This is a genomic window from Lysinibacillus sp. CTST325 (genome assembly GCF_054665055.1).
In genome coordinates this window covers 82,090-100,917 of the sequence record NZ_BAAFHO010000015.1, presented here as the reverse complement: position 1 = coordinate 100,917, position 18,828 = coordinate 82,090, and the positions used below count along the sequence as shown (strand labels likewise).

At 31.2% G+C, this 18,828-nt stretch carries 23 protein-coding genes; 1 reads left to right on the top strand and 22 read right to left on the bottom strand.

Going from position 1 to position 18,828, the window contains the following annotated elements; genetic code table 11:
- Positions 1 to 2 precede the first annotated feature (2 nt).
- The 3 genes from ACYQ73_RS23695 to ACYQ73_RS23685 all read right to left on the bottom strand — a co-directional run bounded on the left by ACYQ73_RS23695 (position 3) and on the right by ACYQ73_RS23685 (position 1,979).
- Complete coding sequence (locus ACYQ73_RS23695; RefSeq protein WP_460014693.1) at positions 3 to 647, bottom strand: DUF1963 domain-containing protein; 645 nt, start codon at positions 645 to 647, stop codon at positions 3 to 5.
- A gap of 53 nt (positions 648 to 700) precedes the next feature.
- Positions 701 to 1,252 (bottom strand): hypothetical protein, encoded by a 552-nt coding sequence (locus ACYQ73_RS23690; protein ID WP_460014692.1) that lies wholly within the window; start codon positions 1,250 to 1,252, stop codon positions 701 to 703.
- 79 nt (positions 1,253 to 1,331) lie between these two features.
- Positions 1,332 to 1,979 carry a hypothetical protein gene (locus tag ACYQ73_RS23685; protein WP_460014691.1) on the bottom strand — a complete coding sequence of 216 codons (648 nt, stop codon included), beginning with the start codon at positions 1,977 to 1,979 and terminating at the stop codon, positions 1,332 to 1,334.
- Positions 1,980 to 3,312: 1,333 nt separating this feature from the next.
- Between ACYQ73_RS23685 and ACYQ73_RS23680 the strand changes: the two genes are divergently transcribed.
- Complete coding sequence (locus ACYQ73_RS23680; RefSeq protein ID WP_460014690.1) at positions 3,313 to 3,408, top strand: putative holin-like toxin; 96 nt, start codon at positions 3,313 to 3,315, stop codon at positions 3,406 to 3,408.
- Positions 3,409 to 3,772: 364 nt separating this feature from the next.
- Here the strand turns inward: ACYQ73_RS23680 and ACYQ73_RS23675 are convergent, their stop codons facing one another.
- From ACYQ73_RS23675 to ACYQ73_RS23585, 19 genes are all read right to left on the bottom strand, one after another.
- The gene (locus ACYQ73_RS23675; RefSeq protein WP_460014689.1) at positions 3,773 to 4,846 is read right to left on the bottom strand and encodes a hypothetical protein; all 1,074 of its coding nucleotides are present in this window, start codon (positions 4,844 to 4,846) and stop codon (positions 3,773 to 3,775) included.
- Positions 4,847 to 4,956: 110 nt separating this feature from the next.
- Complete coding sequence (locus tag ACYQ73_RS23670) at positions 4,957 to 5,430, bottom strand: hypothetical protein (RefSeq protein WP_460014688.1); 474 nt, start codon at positions 5,428 to 5,430, stop codon at positions 4,957 to 4,959.
- 328 nt (positions 5,431 to 5,758) lie between these two features.
- The gene (locus ACYQ73_RS23665; protein WP_460014687.1) at positions 5,759 to 6,355 is read right to left on the bottom strand and encodes a hypothetical protein; all 597 of its coding nucleotides are present in this window, start codon (positions 6,353 to 6,355) and stop codon (positions 5,759 to 5,761) included.
- 171 nt (positions 6,356 to 6,526) lie between these two features.
- The gene (locus ACYQ73_RS23660; protein ID WP_460014686.1) at positions 6,527 to 7,006 is read right to left on the bottom strand and encodes an Imm30 family immunity protein; all 480 of its coding nucleotides are present in this window, start codon (positions 7,004 to 7,006) and stop codon (positions 6,527 to 6,529) included.
- Between the two features lie 436 nt (positions 7,007 to 7,442).
- Positions 7,443 to 7,694: a DUF2750 domain-containing protein gene (locus tag ACYQ73_RS23655; RefSeq protein WP_460014685.1), complete on the bottom strand. Its 252-nt coding sequence runs from the start codon at positions 7,692 to 7,694 to the stop codon at positions 7,443 to 7,445.
- Positions 7,695 to 8,073: 379 nt separating this feature from the next.
- Positions 8,074 to 8,637: a DUF4303 domain-containing protein gene (locus ACYQ73_RS23650; RefSeq protein ID WP_460014684.1), complete on the bottom strand. Its 564-nt coding sequence runs from the start codon at positions 8,635 to 8,637 to the stop codon at positions 8,074 to 8,076.
- Between the two features lie 92 nt (positions 8,638 to 8,729).
- Entirely contained in the window at positions 8,730 to 9,272 is a 543-nt protein-coding gene (locus ACYQ73_RS23645) for an Imm26 family immunity protein (protein WP_460014683.1), read from the bottom strand.
- A 108-nt stretch (positions 9,273 to 9,380) separates the two neighbouring features.
- Positions 9,381 to 10,232 (bottom strand): leucine-rich repeat domain-containing protein, encoded by an 852-nt coding sequence (locus ACYQ73_RS23640; protein ID WP_460014682.1) that lies wholly within the window; start codon positions 10,230 to 10,232, stop codon positions 9,381 to 9,383.
- A 659-nt stretch (positions 10,233 to 10,891) separates the two neighbouring features.
- Complete coding sequence (locus tag ACYQ73_RS23635) at positions 10,892 to 11,398, bottom strand: imm68 putative immunity domain-containing protein (RefSeq protein WP_460014681.1); 507 nt, start codon at positions 11,396 to 11,398, stop codon at positions 10,892 to 10,894.
- A gap of 148 nt (positions 11,399 to 11,546) precedes the next feature.
- Entirely contained in the window at positions 11,547 to 12,017 is a 471-nt protein-coding gene (locus ACYQ73_RS23630) for a hypothetical protein (RefSeq protein WP_460014680.1), read from the bottom strand.
- Between the two features lie 45 nt (positions 12,018 to 12,062).
- On the bottom strand, positions 12,063 to 12,587 hold the full coding sequence (locus ACYQ73_RS23625) for a hypothetical protein (RefSeq protein ID WP_460014679.1): 525 nt from the start codon (positions 12,585 to 12,587) through the stop codon (positions 12,063 to 12,065).
- 380 nt (positions 12,588 to 12,967) lie between these two features.
- Positions 12,968 to 13,453 carry an SMI1/KNR4 family protein gene (locus ACYQ73_RS23620; RefSeq protein WP_460014678.1) on the bottom strand — a complete coding sequence of 162 codons (486 nt, stop codon included), beginning with the start codon at positions 13,451 to 13,453 and terminating at the stop codon, positions 12,968 to 12,970.
- A gap of 557 nt (positions 13,454 to 14,010) precedes the next feature.
- Positions 14,011 to 14,238, bottom strand: coding sequence for a hypothetical protein (locus ACYQ73_RS23615; protein ID WP_460014677.1), 228 nt, complete (start codon positions 14,236 to 14,238; stop codon positions 14,011 to 14,013).
- 279 nt (positions 14,239 to 14,517) lie between these two features.
- Entirely contained in the window at positions 14,518 to 15,024 is a 507-nt protein-coding gene (locus ACYQ73_RS23610) for a hypothetical protein (RefSeq protein WP_460014676.1), read from the bottom strand.
- A 446-nt stretch (positions 15,025 to 15,470) separates the two neighbouring features.
- The gene (locus ACYQ73_RS23605) at positions 15,471 to 16,010 is read right to left on the bottom strand and encodes an SMI1/KNR4 family protein (protein ID WP_460014675.1); all 540 of its coding nucleotides are present in this window, start codon (positions 16,008 to 16,010) and stop codon (positions 15,471 to 15,473) included.
- Positions 16,011 to 16,058: 48 nt separating this feature from the next.
- Positions 16,059 to 16,943, bottom strand: coding sequence for a leucine-rich repeat domain-containing protein (locus ACYQ73_RS23600; protein ID WP_460014674.1), 885 nt, complete (start codon positions 16,941 to 16,943; stop codon positions 16,059 to 16,061).
- Positions 16,944 to 16,994: 51 nt separating this feature from the next.
- On the bottom strand, positions 16,995 to 17,447 hold the full coding sequence (locus tag ACYQ73_RS23595) for an SMI1/KNR4 family protein (protein ID WP_460014673.1): 453 nt from the start codon (positions 17,445 to 17,447) through the stop codon (positions 16,995 to 16,997).
- A gap of 59 nt (positions 17,448 to 17,506) precedes the next feature.
- Positions 17,507 to 17,788: a hypothetical protein gene (locus ACYQ73_RS23590; protein ID WP_460014672.1), complete on the bottom strand. Its 282-nt coding sequence runs from the start codon at positions 17,786 to 17,788 to the stop codon at positions 17,507 to 17,509.
- A 54-nt stretch (positions 17,789 to 17,842) separates the two neighbouring features.
- Entirely contained in the window at positions 17,843 to 18,694 is an 852-nt protein-coding gene (locus ACYQ73_RS23585; protein WP_460014671.1) for a hypothetical protein, read from the bottom strand.
- Between the last annotated feature and the right edge of the window lie 134 nt (positions 18,695 to 18,828).

Below are 18,828 nucleotides of genomic sequence, written 5' to 3'. Positions count from 1 at the left end.
GCTCAACTACATTGTGTAAAGAAAACACCTGCATGATTTTGATCATTTTTTTTATCTAAAAACAAATATCCGACCGAGTCACTAAGGCTAAACACATCTTGATATCCTTCAGGAAAATCACCACCATAAATTTGTAGGCAAAATTGATAATCATCCAAACCCATATTTTCTACTTGTAACAAAGATGGTTTATTGCCAATCAACGAACCACAGTAAACCTCAATATCATCAAAGTCTTCTTCATCAACTTCTTCTAAATCTAAATTTACTTCATCTCCAAAAACGAACTCTTGTGCTGGTATTAGAAAGTCTGATTCATTTCGAGTATCACCTGCTTTGTGTAATAAAACTTTTGTATATCCTTTTTTAATATTTATTAACTCTTCCTGATCTCCGTGAAAAGTGATTGAATCTAAAAAGTAATCATCTTTTTTATACGTTGTAAAAACGGATAGAACATGTTCTTCTGGTAAGTTTACATTTAGAGTTTCATTAAGAAAATCCGTCGGTAAACATAATACAAGTGTTAATTTATCTCCATCTGGATTTAATGGCCAATCAATACTTTCAGGCAAGAAGCTATATCCGCCCAGTCTAGCTACATTGGATCCATTTTCTACTCCTTTAAAAATAACTTCAATTGACATTATATTTAATACCACCCTTATTTTCTATGTATACAACTTTCGAATCATTTTTTCTATTCTATTTCCCTCTTAGCTGTTCCTACCTCCCTAAAATACAATCCACTAATTCCGTTTTTCTTAATAAAATCTATAAACTTTTGTTTACAATAATAGTTTGAACTAACTTTAGCGTCTCTAAATAAAGTTTCATTTTCTATTTTTTCTAAATTAAACCTGATCTTTTCACATCGCAACATTGCAAGAGATTCTTGCAAATCTAAACCGTCAAAATTAATTGCTGTCACCACATTCGTTACATTTATATAGATGTAATCTTCTGGAATGCCTTTGATTTTTATTGGGAAGGTTTCTATACTATCAGAAAATTCTTCGATAAAAAGCTTTTCAAATTTCTTTTTTATTATAAATATTGCTCCAAAACAACGTGAATCAAAATCTAACAAGCTTTCTCTTGTATGTTTATCTTCTGAAATACCAAAAACCTCTTCGTTCCAATCCGTAGTAATCTTCTGTCCCTTAAAGGTTGAAAAAAGACGAACATCTTCCTTATTCAAAAAAGTTAAATCTTTATAATCATAGTCATTTCCTAATCTATATACTTTCATTAACAACACCCCTTTTCACAACTTCTCTACATATGTCTCAGACCCTTTATTACCCCACGAGTCAAATAATTTAGATTTTTTATCCATATAAGTAATCGATAAAATTTTCAACAAGTTCATCGTTATTATTTATATTACTTAGTATCTCTTTTAAATCTGCTATAAAGCCTTCGAGCAATTCACAAGATTCATCATCTATTATTTCTCCATTATATTTTCCCTGTATTAATTCTAATGTAATTGAGAGATAATCCAGAAAATCGGAAAAAGTGTTTGCAATCGGAAAAAGAGCACCTGTTTCATAAGAGGCCATGACTGGTGAGCCTTCTTTATCTGTTACAACCACGACAGGAGCATCATTTATATCTGCAATGACAAGCCTAAATGGATTCCATTCTGGATCTTCTTTCAGATCCGTTCCAATCCAACGAAATCCCTCTTGCCTATAGACAAGATTTTCAGGAGACCAAAAATAAAGAAGTCCACTTCCTACATCCATACTCGTACATTTTAGATTATGACCATCATGACGAACATCACAAATTATTTCACAATGTTCATAAAAAAACTTTAATTCAGGAGAAAGATAAATTTTTTCATCTACCTGTAATTTTACTAATTCTGATCTATAATGCACTCCACCACTCTTTACAACTGGGGATTCTTCTTGCGGGTATTTATTCATTGTCTGTATAAATTTTAAAATTGAATCCACTATTTGTTTCACAAAAGCTCAATCCTCTCGTTTATTATTTACATTGTTACTATTCAATGTTCTTGCCCTAAGCGAGAAGGCTGATTTACGACATCGATTTTGCACATAAGCTACTAAACGATGGCTATTTCATCATATCTACTCGCAATCCAATGGTCATTCTACCTCTCATTAATTGCTTGAAGATGGATCTCACTCTAAATTTACAGTCACATGCTCATTTTCAGTCTCAATTAACAAACCATTTCTGTCATAGCCAAACGCATCTACTTTTGAACATTAATAATCTAATAATACGTCGGAACATTAAACAGCACATTACATATAATGCTATTTTATACAATTATATAATATGTAAGGTATAATATACTAAAATTAATATCGATAAAGAAGGGGAAGGGACTGTCAATATTTTTGTGTAAATGACAATCTAACCTTTTCTTATAGATCACCACTTTTTGATTTTCAAATAGATTTGTTCGAAGGAATGGTTTTGGTTTTTGGGAAGGGTGTTCCATCTCTTTATTCTTGTCATTCAAATATCGCTTCAAGTTCTGCTCGTGCCGCTTTTGGAAAGCTATAAAACGTCAGATGATAAGCATTGCCTTGCAAAAATTTCACGATTAAACAACCTTGGTTGCAATCCCAGTGAAAGGAAGTATCTGAATCAAAAATCAAAATTTCAAGGCTTTTTACTTACCTTTGTGTACGTTTCTGAAGTAGATGTAAAACAAAAAACATATGCAAAAGAAGGATTTAATACCTTCTCGCATATGCCTTTAAAAAAGAGCTTTCCATAATGCTGCCCTCGGAAAAATTAAGATTATTAAATATATATAGCGAAAACTCTTCTTCCACTAACAAGCCTAACCTTCTATATTTTTTAACCAGTTAATATAGTAATTGTACTGTTCTTAGATTTCTACAAATCTCAAATCCTCGTCAAACTCAAATATGTCAACTATATCTTTTATTGTAGCTGGTTTTCCAAATTTCAATTTATATGCTAAATGTCCGCTCCCCATCGATAGCTGCATGTTGAAGGATACACAATTAACACAGCCCTATTACACATAATCGGTATATCGGCAATTACAAACCTTGGATAGGAAATAATCAATTGAATTATTGAGTGATAAAGTTTAAAAAATCGAAGTAGAGAATAACTAATCAGTTAGAGGAATTAGAATCTAGTAAAAGATAGCAAATCTGTGATAATGATAGAAGAAATGGTATAATTAAAGTGTAACAGAACAAAGGTATTTCAGGGTGATTGGCGATCTTTTCTACTACTCCTAATTCAAATTTTGCTATTTAGTTCTAGGAGAGAAAGGAGGGATTGCTTATGACAACATACGAAGCATTAAGCATAGCTATTGGTATTGGCACTTTAATTGTAGCTATCCTTGCATTGTCATATACTTTTTCACAAAAAAAGTAAAAGCACCCTTTAAAACCTAAGCGAGGTTAAAGTGCTTTTACTTTTCGCTCTTGCCAATCGCTCTTAAAGCGTTTGTTTTGTTACTTGACCGTATGGTGTTACAGCACCATACGGTCTTTTTCTTACCCCTATTATAACACATCGCTTTTATTTCTCAAGAATTTATACCCCTATTCCCCTTCCTCTATGGTTATTATGTAACGGTAAACGTTGTATACTCTAAGTAATTATAAGATTACATAAAAAAACTATAAGTAATGCGAGGTGAATAATTACAAACAAGGTCGTCTTTTACAATCTATTTCGAAAAGATCCTTTATTTAGAGGAATGCCCTTAATCTCAAGTATTTATTAAAATCAAAATTCAAAAGAAACTGTAGTTAATAATCGGTTCTATATTTTCTACCTTTTCTTCACTTCTTTGAAGAATATACATCGGAATTATTTCGTTTCCGAGAGCACCTGACCAAGTACATAGCGAAAGATCAATTTTTTCACCATCACCTTCCAATTGTAATTTAGGCCATTCTTTTTCTAGACATGCTGGCCATGTGAGCAATTCATCACCAGGAATAACCGATAACTCTTTTATCTCTTTTTTAATTTTATAGGTTCCACTGACTATGCATTCATCAAATATAATTGAGCTATTCATCGTTTGAATATAATAATGCCAAGGCTTTATCCCCCAAGTAATAACCAGCATACCTTCTTCAAAACATTTATCAACTAAATCGGTAGTAGTAAATAAATCAACAAGATTGATTGGCTCATTACCAACTTCATTGCTTATAAATTCACTAAATAGTTTAAGATCCACCATAAAAAATCCTAGATTCCCCAGACTTCCGTGAACAGAAGAATTAGCAAACTTTTTGTTTTTTTGAATATCAATAGAGCTTCTATAGATCAACACATAAACCGTAATTGTTTCAATTTTTTGTTCATAATCCGTAAAATATTGAGGGGATTCTGCTGATAAAAAATCAGGATGATGAATCCCTTGTCGAAAAACTTGAATTTTTATATCGTATCCCCCGTTTAATTCTATGTAATCCTTTCGATAGGAATTTTCTTTATGTAATACTCCATCTTTAAGAGCTTGTTGAATAGTCTCATTTTCACTATTTTTAAGTAACTCAAAATTATTTTCATGTGTATAACGAACAAAGTCTCGATCCGAAAACGATACATTTTTATATGTTATTTCTGATATTTTTTCACCTAATATAGCGGAGTCCAACAATAATTGTTTTTCACTTCTCACTTCTTCAACAATCAATTTAAACCTACAAACATCGTATTCACTAATAGTTTCATTTAAAGGGATTTCTAGTGTTACACTTTTAGTTTGCAATTTTGCATTTTTAAAATGGCTGGAACAATAGCCTTGTTCCAACAGCAAAGCCGTATTTTCCATTAATTTCACCTCTGACATATAATTAGATTCCTTTTTTCCAAAAGGGAAATAAACAATTTTTTAGTTAAACGAAAGAGTAGCATAATAATCGGTTAAGGGTCTTGCAACAATTCCCCCTTATTAATATCCTAATCAGAAATTATTCCTCTCTCTTTCAGAAATAAAACCCAATCGTCCTCTTCAGAATTCGGGATAACTTTACAATATCCAGATCCAAAAACATAATTTTTTAAAAAGGAATCGAATTCTCCATAACAATTCATCATAGTGCCTTCATCCATGATGAACCTATAAACATTCCCATCAAACCTGTTAATTATTAATGGATCATAAAGAATGTGCCCTATCGATAACCACGATTCTTTTTCATCTTGAATATCTGACAGAACATATTGATTGCTTTCTAATTCATTGTAACTCCATAAATCAATATCACCACAACGCGCACCGTTTGTTAATTTTAATAAATCGTAATATTTCCCTAACTTTAAAGAATTAACTTCCTCGATACCATCATTTAATTTTCCAAAAACTATATATGAGTGATCTTCGTTTAAACCTTCTTTTAGGCAATCAATAATTTTTTTAATATCCTCGTTCATTAACATCAACCTCGCTTTTATTATTGTACCAGCTGATTTACGGACGTATTTGCTATGTTGTATTAAAAATCTATTTTTTCATCGTTTCCATGATAAAATTCCTTTCAGCATCTACCAAAGAGGTACTTTCTTTCAAAAAATTCTGCATGTAACACCCATCCTCTGATTTTACCGTGTAACAAAACACAATTTTATGTTTTCGATGACGGTATTCGGTATATACATGGAGGAGGAAATTCCATTTCTAACACAAAAAACATATGTACAGAAAGTGCTCATAACTTCTTCTTTACATATGTTTTGTAACTCCTATTTTGGAAAATTTGTATCATTTACTCCCTCGATTTTCAGGATCGACTACAAAATTATACTCATCAATACTCTTTGTAAAATCAAAGTGTGGTAGCTTTTCAGTAGCACTAAAATTAAAAATATAGCCAAACTCTATATTGGTTTTTAATTTATTACCACAGTAACCTGTTATTCTAACCGAGTAATTGTTGTTCGACATCTGCACACTGTTACAATTGTCGTAACTTTCATCTTTTATATTTTCATAGTTTACGTAATAATTTTTATCCCAATCAATAATAGCAGAGATATCCGATATAATAAGATTTCCACTAGTAACATGTAGAGGAAAAGTATTTGTTATAAAGATATTATTTTGTTCAGGTATTGAGGCATTATCCTGTTCATGGTTAATTATTATTTGATAGGGATCATCGAGTTCAGGAATTTCGTATATTGGAATAATGCAACCTTGAGAAATAACCTCCTGGCCAATTTTTTCATTGTTACAAAAAAGTTTGAGCAAATCGCTTTCAACAATGTTATTTTTCTCTAGATAGTTATATAAAGTTAGGGGATCAAACACAACTAATCCAGGAGCATATAACATCAATTTAAATTTTTTTATTACCATTACTTACACCCCACTTGCATAGAAATCTTTCATTAACTTTTCCGCCTGATTCCAAAGGTCGAAACGATTTTATTCCTTGTGTCAAAAGCTGTTATACACTAAATACAAGGAATAGGAAACTCTATTTCTAACAAAAAAATATATGTAAAGATAATGATATACTTTCATCCTTTAAAGGAGTTCATCTGTACGGGCCTCAATGATCGATAAAACCTCTGCAGTTGAATCATAATGACTCGGCGATTCTTCTTTTAATTGATTCATAATGTTAATAACTAACTTTTGCAAATTAGGATCTGCATTAGAAACTATAGCTGCATAAATCTTTCTGCCTATTTCTTCGTTTAAAATTCTTGCATGTATCCATTCTGCCCATTGTTGAGCATGAGGGAGCATTTCAATTAATATCTCAAATCCTTTTTCATCTCCAAACATTATTCTGCTATGTTCTACTGTATACAATAAATTTTCCCCATACTCTGGTAGCTCGAATCTATCATCAAAAGCCAAATACAGTGCTCGTATATATTCACTATTGTTTGATTTAATTATTTCTGACAATAGTTGCTCAAACTCTTCCATTTCCATATCAGGATCAACTAACTTACCATTTATTATTTTCTCTATCTTCATATCCAACTCCATTTTCATATCACCCATTCCCTTGTTGTTTTATTTCTGAAGTATAGATAACAGTACCGCTTCTCTCTTTCTCCATTATAGAGGCTACTTCATTACTACATATTATTCAGCATCTACATCTCTCTTATACCCTTGTCAATTTGTTGCATAGGTTTTTCGCATCTCATAAGAGAATCTCCTACATTGCGTTTCATTTTAAAGTAGCAATAAAACCCGGCTTAGTATTTATGCTACTCTTCTGCTCGCTCTACAAACATTGCTCAAACTCTTTATTAACATCCATATTTCAAAAGATTTTATTCTAATTGAGAACATTCGTATAATAAATTATTTTTAAAGTCATCCGCAGATACTCTTATAACTTCTTCATCTTCTGGAACTTTGAAAACAACTACATACGTTCCTTCTTCCGACAGGTTAGGTAATATTTCGTCTATTAGTGTATTTATATGTATTTTTTTGTTTTACAGTTTTTCCATTCATCTCTTATACATTTCATAGCATACTCTTCGAAGGACCAAATAGGCATAGAAAGATTTCCTTCTTTATCTGAAGTTGTAACAAACCCTTCATCTATTTTCAATGACCACGCCTCTTCCCAGTCTGCTATACGTTTTACAGAGTAAATATATCGATCTCTAGCTGGTTTTTTTATCATGGCTTTAAATTCTGGACTTGCTTCAAATCCCTTTCCCATATTAAAGTCCTCATTTCTTTTCATTATTTTTTCTTTATCGTCAAACGTCTTTGTAAATAATCTACAACTCATTCTAATTATATTTTTTCATAAACTGTTCTGAAATTCTTTGTAATCAATTGATATATCATTACTATAGGCAACCTAATCATATGTATTCTTTGTCGTACTTAAATGTACGAAAAAAACTAAACAAGCTCATCGCTCCTACTCGTTATTAAAAGTATTCTGCTAGATTATCTGGTATTTAGGAGATATTCTGTGAAGAATACTTCGTCATATTTTCGAATTTATCAAAATTATTGCCTGAGAAATACTCATGTAGATAGAAGGATAGCTCTATTGATAATTTCAATTTTACATTTCTTTTGAAATCCTTTTAACTCCATCTATTTACAAAATTACTCCTTACATTTTCTGAGTTCAGCAACCCCGCTGAATAATTCTCAATCATTTCTGCTCGGTCATCATCAGAAATAGATATAAATATTGTTATGTCATCTTTTTCATGACAAAACAAACCCTCATTGTGTAATGTAAGTAATGTTTCAGTCATTGTTTTATAAAATTCCTCCTCAAACTCCTGAAATCTACTGTCTTCGATAGATTCCCTCTTCTCAGCCAAATAGTCTGAAACTAAAACTATCTCACTCTGTTCAAGATCGCTATCATCGTATTCCCATTCAGCAGGAACCCATTTTATAGTTTTGTATAAAACTTCATCACTTAAATTCTCTGACCGATTCTTCTGAGTATACTTATGATATTTACTTTCCATCTTTTCGAAAGTATTTATCGCTAAAAATACTGTCATAGCATCACTGTCAGTTCCTAAACAAATAGCATATATTCTTTCGTTTCCAATTATTTTTGACAATTCTTTAAAGTCATTTCTAACTGCTATGATCAACCTTTTTCCAAACTCATCAAAAAATTCTTTCATAGACCAAAAATCCCCTTCGATATCCAGATTTATTACTTAAGCTTTGATTACTCACAATATTTTTTCCAGTAAACGATAAATCCCGTTGGTATTTAACAACCAACAGACTCACTAATGTCTTGTCTATATTTTTTAATCTCTTCCTTAACCTGTATGTCTCCCCATGGACTTCTAAGTAAAAAAACTTCATTCTTTCTACCTTTAATTTTAAAATGTAATCCTCCAGATTGAATTCTATGTTCATCCCCATTAACAATAGAATATTCTATATTTCCGCAATCGTTATCAAAAACACCTAATAGTTTCGTATCTGTAACCTTCTCAGCAGCCATACCCCAATAGCGCAAATAATCAACATTTTCTGGTTTGAAAGAATCCTCATGTCCAATTACCTTCCAAATACCTTCTTTTTTTCTTTTACCGAATAATCCCCAAGTATCTATAGGAATTGGCTCGAACAGCCTCTTTTCGGTAATATTTGTATCAAAAATAATTTCTTCAGAAAAATAATCGAAAATTTCAACGATATGTCCTAAACTTATTTGAGAAATACAGCGTCCAAATGCATACTCATGATTATCTAGTTTTAAACTAAAAATATCTCCCACTTGAAACTTACTTTTAGATGTTTTCATCGTTTGCTCTCCTTTATAAGCCGTGCTGAGTACCTTAGTACTGAAACTGAGCCTGCTCAATTCCTCCTACCAGACCTGTCGTTTCATCATTAATTAATCTTCCCTTGTTTAACTCTTGTTTTTTAGGAGATTGTTTATAGTGTCTCTTTTATGAGAGTAATACCTCTTCTCTGGATGAAAAGAAACCTCTTTTAATGTCGGACATTCTAGTAATGGCGTTAAGTCCCCTGATTTACAGTTCCAAAAGTTAATGGTCTCCAATGCTCTCATGGTTCTTACAAACTCCAAAGTGGCTAGATCTGAAATTAACAATTTTTTTATGGAGCCATTATCATTCAAGAAAGAATAATCTATTAGGTTTTTGCAACCTTCTACATGTAACCACTTTAAACTACTTAGTTGAGATATGCTATTTGCATCAGAAAGGTAATTGTTTTTAGCCAACCAGCAAGTTTCAAGGCTTTTTAATTCTTCAACACCTTCAAGTGATTCCAGTTTCTTAGACCCACTTAGTCGTAGATAAACCAATTCTTTTAATGTGCGCAACTCGTAACAATTTTGTTTAGAATATCCAAAAATATAAAGCCTTTTTAAATTAGTAAGTGTTTCTAAGTTTTCATAACAACTATTAAAGAGATATAGTTTTTCTAGTTGGTTTAATCGAGAAAAATCAATATGGATTTGCAAAGATACACTAAAATCAATCATATTCACCAAAGAGTAAAGAGCTTCAATATTGGCAACACTTTTTAATTTAAAATTGTTGTCAATCGCCAGATTTTTAATAAATTTCTTATCCTTTAAAGGCGCAAGATCTAAATCACACTTAAAATCTACATCATCAACAAATGCACTAATATTAATCGATTCAAACTGCTCTTCTTCTGCAACACGGACTCCTTCTTCTAAATATCTTGGATCTATTTCAATTATATTGTCATTAAAACTATATTTTCTCATAAAAAACCGACTCGTTTGTAAACATTAAATAATTTATAGTAACTCATAAATATCATCCTTCATCATTTAGTTGTGCTACAATTTGCAATTTTTTTCTCCTCACATACTTAACGAGAAATTCTAAAATTTCCAAAAGTCAAATGATTGTTTGATTGGTATGATGTAGTATCTTAAAAAGAGAGAGTAGCAATTTTATCCAAATTCCAAAGGATTTATGCTACTCATTGATGTTTGTATAAATTTTCACAATAGGCTCTAATTTATCAGGTAAACAAAGAAAACGAGTTATAGCACCCAAATCGATATCGATGCTATCTTTTAAATACCTAGTCTATTACCGGCTGCATGACCTTTTCTTTACAGGATTCTGTATCCCTAATTTCTCAATTAAGAAGTGTAATAAATCAGACACAGTTCTCCCTCCGAAAGCTCCTAAATGTGATCAATTACTTCTTTCAGAGTATCCAATCAGGCTATTTGGTCTGCTGCCTCATACGCTAAAAATACAGGTATATAGCATGTGTGTTTCAGTCTATCCACATCATCCCTCGACCTTGTCGCAAAACCATTCCAATGCATTCCTCAGGCGAATGGCTCAGAAACCTGCCGATTTCCTGTTGTTTATTATGTTCATTCCACCGTTGCATTTATATGTAAATTTATATATTTAGTTCTGTTATAATCTCGTTGCATTGCTTTGCAATTTCTCGCATATCATCTTCCGGGCAAAACTCCGCCAAATCATAACTTAAAGGGTGATGAATAAAATCTTCCAATACTCCCCTCAAAAAAGCCATTTCTTCTTTTTCCACTTTTAAAGAAATAACAGCATTTTTGTCCATGATGCCGCCATCCAAATCCGTAAGATGAACCTTACCGTTTTTTTGACATTCCAGAATAATAGCCGTGATATCCATCAACAAATTGATCACACAACCTATATCTTGAAAAAACTCTTTTTCTATAATATAGTAAATGTCTTTTGTTTGGCGTAAGTCTTTTATTTCCCGAGTATTATTCAGTTGAAAGTCTTTCAAAATATTTTTAACGTTAATTTCTGTTGGAATATCCAACTCAAATTCTCTGTTAACGAAATAGTCGATTAAAGTGCATGTATCATCGGTTCCACCGATATATTCTCCCCACCATCGCTCAATGTACATCATCGCTTCTCAGGCCCCCTCAAAAGTCTTGTTTATACAACAAATTTGGAAAACTAGTTGTAATTGTTTCCTGCATTCCCTTTGTGTATCGCGGCAATAGTTGAAGTTTTATTTCAACAACTTTCTCTTACTGCTTTAAAAGATAGATTTATTAAGAATTAAATCTTTTGAGATTTTCAAACAAATAAAAATCTACTAGATTGGTACTATTGTATCCAGTTTCTACCAGGACTTGTCGTAGTTGCTGCAAAAGCTTGAGCCACTCTTTTATATATAAATCTATTGTCATCGTAATACTACGATAGTCATCCCGACTATCCCAATTAATGTTAATATTACATTTTTCAATGTTACATATCCAAGTTTCGAAAAATGCTTGACTTGGGAAAGTTACAACAAACCGCTTCTCTCTTTGTTTTATTGCCTCTAACATTTTAACAACATCACTTATGCCCTCTGCTATTTGTGTTCCATAATTGATTCTTAATGACCTATCATGCCATCTCATTATAAAATATTGGCTATTAACATACCTATTATCTAGTGCTTCAGATATCGTTGAATCTTCTAAATCACGTAGTCCAATCTTAAAATTGGGGTTAATTATTATTTCAAATTCCAATTTACTCACCTCATGGGCATTTAACTTTTTGTAGTGAATATTTTTTTAATATACTTTTAATGTACCTTTCGAAAGGTCAATTGGTGCTCCTGTGTAATCTTCTTTAATCTCGCCTATCCATCCACAAGGAATATTCCCTACAGAATAAACGTCAATTAAGTACTTGAAAAATACAGGTATTTTCCTATTAATAGATAAATAATGGTTTTCCATAGCCGCACCAAAAACGATCCATAAGACATCATCTACGAACATTTTCCCTAATCCATTTAGATCTGCATAGTTTTTAATTGTTTCAGTTACTGTATTTAAATTTCCCTTATAATACCCTGTTATTTCATTCCAACGTCGATATTCATTCATATTATATTTATGTAAAAAAGTTGTTAATCTATTTCTTGCTTCCAAAGTTAGTTGTTCCCACGAAGGTGATGCAATTGAATTTTTCAAATCATCAACTGAACTAACGAATTGGATGTTGATAGGAAATCCTGATATTGAAAAATCTTTCCCACCATTTTTAAACCAATCTATATTTTGTAATCTTTCAATAAAATTCGTATTAATCATTTTTTCTCCTTATCCTTTAAAATATAACCCACCAATCCCTATGCCCATCCTTATTATGTAACAGCTCCAAAAATTCTGAACTCTCTGTGTACTAGTTGCATAACTTATACTCTATCGGACGATGAATCCTTTGAACCAAAAACCGTCTGAATTTTCTTAATTTCAAACGATTCTCCTGTTTGGATTGTAATTATGTCGATGATGTATTCCTTAGGAAAAATTAATGCGAGACAACCTTCTCCGAAAGAATCTAGTTGGAGATTTGGAAAACCATTAAATCCTGAAACGGAGATCATGTAATTTTGGATTGAGGGTACAAGTTCATCATAGTAGTAAATCAAGACTATCCAATCATTGTGCACATAAGCTACTGAGGCCTTTTATGATATGTTTGAATAAGTTTCGAATAATAATTCTTCTAACGAATTATATAAAAATTCGACTTCTCCTGAATCATGTAGAAAAATAAATATTTTCCCATTTTCATTCATTAGAATTGGATTCCCTGAACCATCATCTGAATTAACATAGGAATTTTTTAGTAAAAATACTATACTTTTACCTTCAAATTCCACGTCTTCAAAGTCAAATATTGCTTCTTCAAATATCCTTCTAAATTTTAAAGTGAGCTCGACGACTGTTGACTTTCCAATTAAATCTCCATTGCTAAAAGCTCTGATTGCTAATCCTCCATAAGCCCCGCCAAATAATTTAATAAATTCTATATATTGATCATTAAATTTTACATTTAAAAACGTTTCTGCATTATTAATTTCTTTAATACTCGCAGGTTTACCAATAAGACGACTGCTATTTTCTTCTTTTCTCAGAAAGTTATCTATCTTGTTAAGAAGCTCTTTGTTCATTTTAAACATTCTCCGCTTTTTAAGATGACATATTATTTCTTTTTAAATTAAATACAAATTTCCCATAGACCCTTTGCATTAACTATATTTAATCTAAACCGAAATTCTGACCTTTTACTCCAATTAAAAATTTTTTTTCATAGAAAAACTTCCCTATTATGTAGGCGTTCTTCTGGAACTGTCCACAACCAATTTCCTCGCCCTATTTCTTCTAAAATACCATTTTAAGGATTTAACATCCAGTCTTTACATGAAAAGGTAGCATCTTCATACTCTAAAAATTCACGATTTATAATGTTGACTGGATATATATGCCTTAGTTTAGGAGAAGAATTGTAAAGTACATTCCTATTTCTAGGATTTAATGCAAGCCACCAAATATGATTATCCGCCATATATAAATCTAGACTCTCACCTTTACCCCAAATTGTTTCATATGAAAAATATCCAAAATTGACTTCTTTATCATCTAAGTATGCAGTTAATAGATTTACAAGAATTTTTGTATGGTTAATTTCTAAGCTTGTATTAAAGAAAATCTGTAACTCTCTACTGGGTTAATCAAACCTTATCCCATATTCCCATGAGCTTGGAACTTTCATACTTTTACCCTTAAATAACGTAAATGAAAATAAACTTTCCAAATAATCTTCATCCATTTCATTGAATTCACTTTGAAAATTTTTAATGCTCTTCCTCTCTAACTTCTGATAGTTCACATCATAACTAACACTTTTAAGAGGAAAACCCATGTTAGAGAACAGCTCAACAGTTTTTTTATCCATTCTGAGACACCGCCACAATACCCATAAATATTACAGTATATTCCATTATTTCCTCCATCCATATTGAACCTACGATACCAAATAACTACATTTCGATTACTCTTAACTCTCCTTGCTTTCCCATAATGTTAATACGCTACGAAACCAATTATTGTATTTCTTGCCTTATACACAAAAGACATCATCTATATGCAAAAATGATGTATGTTTTCCAGTAATATTTAGGATAAATATTTAATTTACATATCAGTTAGGTTTTATAAAGGGGGTAATCGATTTTCAAGTACCAAAATCCTCAGCAATCTCTTTTATTTCCAGTGAATCGTGGTTACTACAGAAAGATAAATGATTATTTAATAACTTTTCGAATCCTAAATGAACATATAATTCAGCCACTCTTCTATACTTCCATTCTTCATCATCTGGTTCCAAAATGGAAATCTGTTCTATATAGCCCCCAATATTTTCTTCTAACCATTTTCTATTAACTAATCCAATCACTTTCCTAGAGTAGGTAATATTCGTTGGATTTCCATAGATCGCAATATCAACTAATTGTGGCATTAATTTTTCTATGATTTCCAACTCGTCTGGATGAGTGAGATACTGCAAAAACTTTAAAGCCATTGTACATTCATATGGTGAATCAAAAGCTTTCTTTAGAATATTTTGCATATCCTTATGCTTCACTAACAACTCTCTAACATTATTACATTCATTTTCTATAATTTTATATTCACCCCAAATATCACTACCATTACTTTCATCAATAAAAAACTCGGACATTTTTCCTCCATAGCTACTTAGAGTTGAATTAATTTTTCTACAAACTTATCACAAGACATAAATTTGTAGGAAAAATAGTCATTCTCTTTACCATGATCTATTTTTTAACCAGGTGCGTCAAATATACAAAACAATCCTTATTTAACAGTTTCAGTACCGATTGCGCTAATATATTCCAGTTGACTCACCGAATTTTTCAAAACATATTTCATCTGCGATGCCGAATAAAGTTTCATAATCTTCGGCTGTAAAAGGGATTAACTTAGGATTATTAAGTATCTATGCATAGTATTTCTTTCCCTACTTACTACCAAATAACTTACATCTTCAATTCCATCCTCCGACTCTTCCATGTAATTTAAAAATGGTTCGATTTGTAATTCGACTGCCGCACCTAATACACTAGCTTATTTCACCTAATCATTTCAATCAATTTAGTATTTATTTCAATCTACCTCTCCTACTATATATTCAAGATCAATATCTAATAGATCATCAGGGAATAGATGACAAGTTATATTTCCACTAGAGACACCATAAAGAAATTCAACCAACGAGCATTTATATTCATAGGAAACACCTGATCTTCCATCATAGAACAATATGGACCAGTTTTCCGGGTCATTTGAGGTAATCCAATTTAATACATCGCCATTATCTGTTCCCCCGAAAGGAAGCAATCCACCTTCCTCTGGAAATAAATTTCGAGGAAAATCATCAGGCAATTTTTGTTTTGAAGTAAAATAAGCTTCGTTCTCTTCTTTTGACCTTATAAAAAAATTCAAGTTATTATCGCAAGTAAATGGGGAGTAAATCCATAAAAAGTCGCCGATCCAACCTGTTCCATAGGTAGAAATAAATTCTTTATAATCTAATGGGAATTTTGAGCCTAACTCCTTTTCAGCCTCTTTCCATTGAAATATATCTCCTGCGCCAAAAGTTTTTGCAGGTACAGATAAAATCGTTTTTAGTTTTTCTAAAGACATATTTAATCACTCCTATCTATCAGAAAAAGTTGTATTGTTCTGTAAACCTTAATACTGAACAAATTTGAATCTAATCAAATCATCATCAGTTATATCATAATGTTTTTTTAATGTTATATTAGCTATTTCAATACCTGGTTTTCCAATAATTTCTTTCAATAATCCATCCTTAATTGTTGTATTACCTGTGATCATCAGTTTCTTAAGATTTGGAAGCGCGTTTAGAAATGTTACCGATTCAATCTCGCCGCAATCTCCTAAGTATATTTCCTCTACTTCTTGTAATTCAGATATAGTTTCCCAATCAGCTATTTTTTTACAATTTACAATACTAAGACCCTTTAGATTAGTTGTATCTAAATCTTTTATAGTGGCTAATTTCCTATTATAAGAAACACCAAGAAATTCAATATTTTGCAATTGAGATATAAACTCAAGATTCCCCAACTTGAATTGGTTAAGATGAAGTCTCTTTACATTTTTTAATTTAGACAAATCATTATGATGTTTCTCTTTATAATTATGAAGAGTAAGATACTCTAGTTTCAAATTATCAAAAATTAAATTACAAGTTTTTTTATCGTAATTTATTTCTGCACACCATAGTCTTTCAAAGTTATTAAAAGGAATTAAATTGTCGCATAAATTTAATATTTGGAAATATTCAAGCTTTCTAAAATTTGAAAGAGTATCAACAGAAGTATAGTGATACCTATTTAAAGCAATTGCTTTAACTCCACTAAAAGTACTCAATTTACTCAAGTCTAATATATCTTCTTGACCATATAGAGAAAGTCCATTAATAGCGTACAATTCTATATCTTCGTTTTGAAATGATTCTTTGCCATCTAAACTGTACTTGTAGTATTTATAAAAACGGTCATAACATTTTTTTTCATAAACATTCAAAAAAATCTGTTCTTCAGTTAACATAACTTCTCCTTTTTATATGAAAAGAATTTGACGATAAATCCTCTATTAACCTTAATATTTACGTTCTTCCTCTTCCACATCTAGTAAGCAATTAAAAAAGTCAGAAAAGTCCTCCCATACATCTGGCTTAGAAATAAAATCTTGCTTTTCTAATTTAGTTATTTCTACAGAATCAAGCCATATGATGGAAGGCTTGTCTTCAGTATCCATAACAATAATACTCATATCAAGTTCAGCAATAACAACAAATCTATTCGGTAAACCAACCGCTTCTCTAATTCTCAAAGTCTCTCCTATAAGATTTGTTGGATCAGAAAATACATAAGAATGTATATTTTCCCCTCCTATATCTCCTCCACTGTAGTAACTAGATATTTCACGAAAGTCATTTGGTAGTTTTACTTGAAGATTCTGTTCAATTTTATCCAAGTAATTTTTAGAAATTCCATCAACATCATCATATAAAGAAATATATTTATGTCGTAATTCATTTATATCATTCATATTCTTTTCACCTCTTTAAAAATCTTATTTACATTGCATAATGTTTTAGAATTTGAAACTCATGCTTTGATGAAATCTACACAAGCATCATGTAACTGAATATTTTCCTTCAAAGATTTTTTACTGTCTTTTTCAATAATATCTAACTGTAAATCATCTTTTGAATAACCATCAATAAGCTCCATTATCTTAAAAATGGTATCGTAAGTTACATCGTATAATAATGCTTCAATATTTTCACAACTGCATTTACATTTACTAAGAGCAACCTGTACTACATCTTCTTGAACTTCATGTAATGTCCTAAAAAATTTTTCTTGACTAGGATTTAATTTTCTCATAAAGACTCCACTTCTTATCATTTATGTCATACCTACACACAAACCACTAATATTTCAGTTTTGCTCAGTTCTTACTTTAGCACCTAACGAAGTAAAATAATCAGCCAAAACTAAAGTATTTTCCCCATATCCTTCAGCTATTAGAAATCCAGTACTATTTAATTGATTTCGTATTTCATCGAATGATAGACCTGTTTCTTTTTTTACTGCTAAGATTACTTTTGATTTATTCTTTCCTGGATCATCAAGATACACATAATGTTTTTTAACTTTTTCTTTAACTCGTTGCGCACTTGGTGCAAAATTTTCTTTTGATTTTGTAATAGGAAGAAATTCGCATATATTTTTAATTTCTTCATTATTTAATTTAGTTTTCCACTCCTTCTCCATTGACTCATAAAAATTAGATTGATATGCACCACTTTTATAGTACTTATCATCATGTTTATCCAGCCATACAGATAAAAAGTAGTCGAACTTTTCTAGTGAATCCACTAGAAGTTTTGGGGAAAATTCTCCTCCAACATAATCATAATAAATCGGTGTTTCCACTTTACTTACATCTGCAATCACTGGATTTCCGCTCCAAATGGAAATAATAATCCAATTTTGGTTCCATTTCATTTTCTCCGAGAAATCTACCCAACCTTTATCTTCTTTAATAAATCTGTAACCTTCTAAAGCATTCATTAGATTTTCCTTACCAACTAAATAGAAGTCGTTAGTCCATTCAAACATTAGGTCTTTAGATTCAGGTAAGTCACTGTACCATTCCAAAAGTGTTTGACTTAAAAAAGGGAGTTTAAAATTTTCTTTTAACTCCCTTTTCATTTCTTCAGATGTTTCTAGAAATCTAATTTTACTGCCGTTTTCATTTTTAAAAATCGACTGAGTTAGGTATTTCATTTTTTTGCTACAGCCCCTTTGCTTCTACTAAACCGTATGTATGACTGAAGAGATACAATCGCATATTTGAGCGCATCTCAATATACGTATACTGGTAAACCAGTTGCTCCAATTAAAATATAATGGCACCGATA

Bases quoted from the DNA above. Each gene is read 5' to 3' on its own strand.
- ACYQ73_RS23675 (WP_460014689.1), bottom strand. From the start codon at position 4,846: ATGTCAGAGGTGAAATTAATGGAAAATACGGCTTTGCTGTTGGAACAA.
- ACYQ73_RS23695 (WP_460014693.1), bottom strand. From the start codon at position 647: ATGTCAATTGAAGTTATTTTTAAAGGAGTAGAAAATGGATCCAATGTA.
- ACYQ73_RS23680 (WP_460014690.1), top strand. From the start codon at position 3,313: ATGACAACATACGAAGCATTAAGCATAGCTATTGGTATTGGCACTTTA.
- ACYQ73_RS23610 (WP_460014676.1), bottom strand. From the start codon at position 15,024: ATGTCCGAGTTTTTTATTGATGAAAGTAATGGTAGTGATATTTGGGGT.
- ACYQ73_RS23645 (WP_460014683.1), bottom strand. From the start codon at position 9,272: ATGAAAACATCTAAAAGTAAGTTTCAAGTGGGAGATATTTTTAGTTTA.
- ACYQ73_RS23620 (WP_460014678.1), bottom strand. From the start codon at position 13,453: ATGAACAAAGAGCTTCTTAACAAGATAGATAACTTTCTGAGAAAAGAA.
- ACYQ73_RS23690 (WP_460014692.1), bottom strand. From the start codon at position 1,252: ATGAAAGTATATAGATTAGGAAATGACTATGATTATAAAGATTTAACT.
- ACYQ73_RS23595 (WP_460014673.1), bottom strand. From the start codon at position 17,447: ATGAATGATATAAATGAATTACGACATAAATATATTTCTTTATATGAT.
- ACYQ73_RS23655 (WP_460014685.1), bottom strand. From the start codon at position 7,694: ATGGGAAAGGGATTTGAAGCAAGTCCAGAATTTAAAGCCATGATAAAA.
- ACYQ73_RS23615 (WP_460014677.1), bottom strand. From the start codon at position 14,238: ATGGATAAAAAAACTGTTGAGCTGTTCTCTAACATGGGTTTTCCTCTT.
- ACYQ73_RS23660 (WP_460014686.1), bottom strand. From the start codon at position 7,006: ATGAAAATGGAGTTGGATATGAAGATAGAGAAAATAATAAATGGTAAG.
- ACYQ73_RS23635 (WP_460014681.1), bottom strand. From the start codon at position 11,398: ATGATGTACATTGAGCGATGGTGGGGAGAATATATCGGTGGAACCGAT.
- ACYQ73_RS23640 (WP_460014682.1), bottom strand. From the start codon at position 10,232: ATGAGAAAATATAGTTTTAATGACAATATAATTGAAATAGATCCAAGA.
- ACYQ73_RS23625 (WP_460014679.1), bottom strand. From the start codon at position 12,587: ATGATTAATACGAATTTTATTGAAAGATTACAAAATATAGATTGGTTT.
- ACYQ73_RS23590 (WP_460014672.1), bottom strand. From the start codon at position 17,788: ATGAGAAAATTAAATCCTAGTCAAGAAAAATTTTTTAGGACATTACAT.
- ACYQ73_RS23600 (WP_460014674.1), bottom strand. From the start codon at position 16,943: ATGTTAACTGAAGAACAGATTTTTTTGAATGTTTATGAAAAAAAATGT.
- ACYQ73_RS23650 (WP_460014684.1), bottom strand. From the start codon at position 8,637: ATGAAAGAATTTTTTGATGAGTTTGGAAAAAGGTTGATCATAGCAGTT.
- ACYQ73_RS23605 (WP_460014675.1), bottom strand. From the start codon at position 16,010: ATGTCTTTAGAAAAACTAAAAACGATTTTATCTGTACCTGCAAAAACT.
- ACYQ73_RS23670 (WP_460014688.1), bottom strand. From the start codon at position 5,430: ATGAACGAGGATATTAAAAAAATTATTGATTGCCTAAAAGAAGGTTTA.
- ACYQ73_RS23665 (WP_460014687.1), bottom strand. From the start codon at position 6,355: ATGGTAATAAAAAAATTTAAATTGATGTTATATGCTCCTGGATTAGTT.
- ACYQ73_RS23585 (WP_460014671.1), bottom strand. From the start codon at position 18,694: ATGAAATACCTAACTCAGTCGATTTTTAAAAATGAAAACGGCAGTAAA.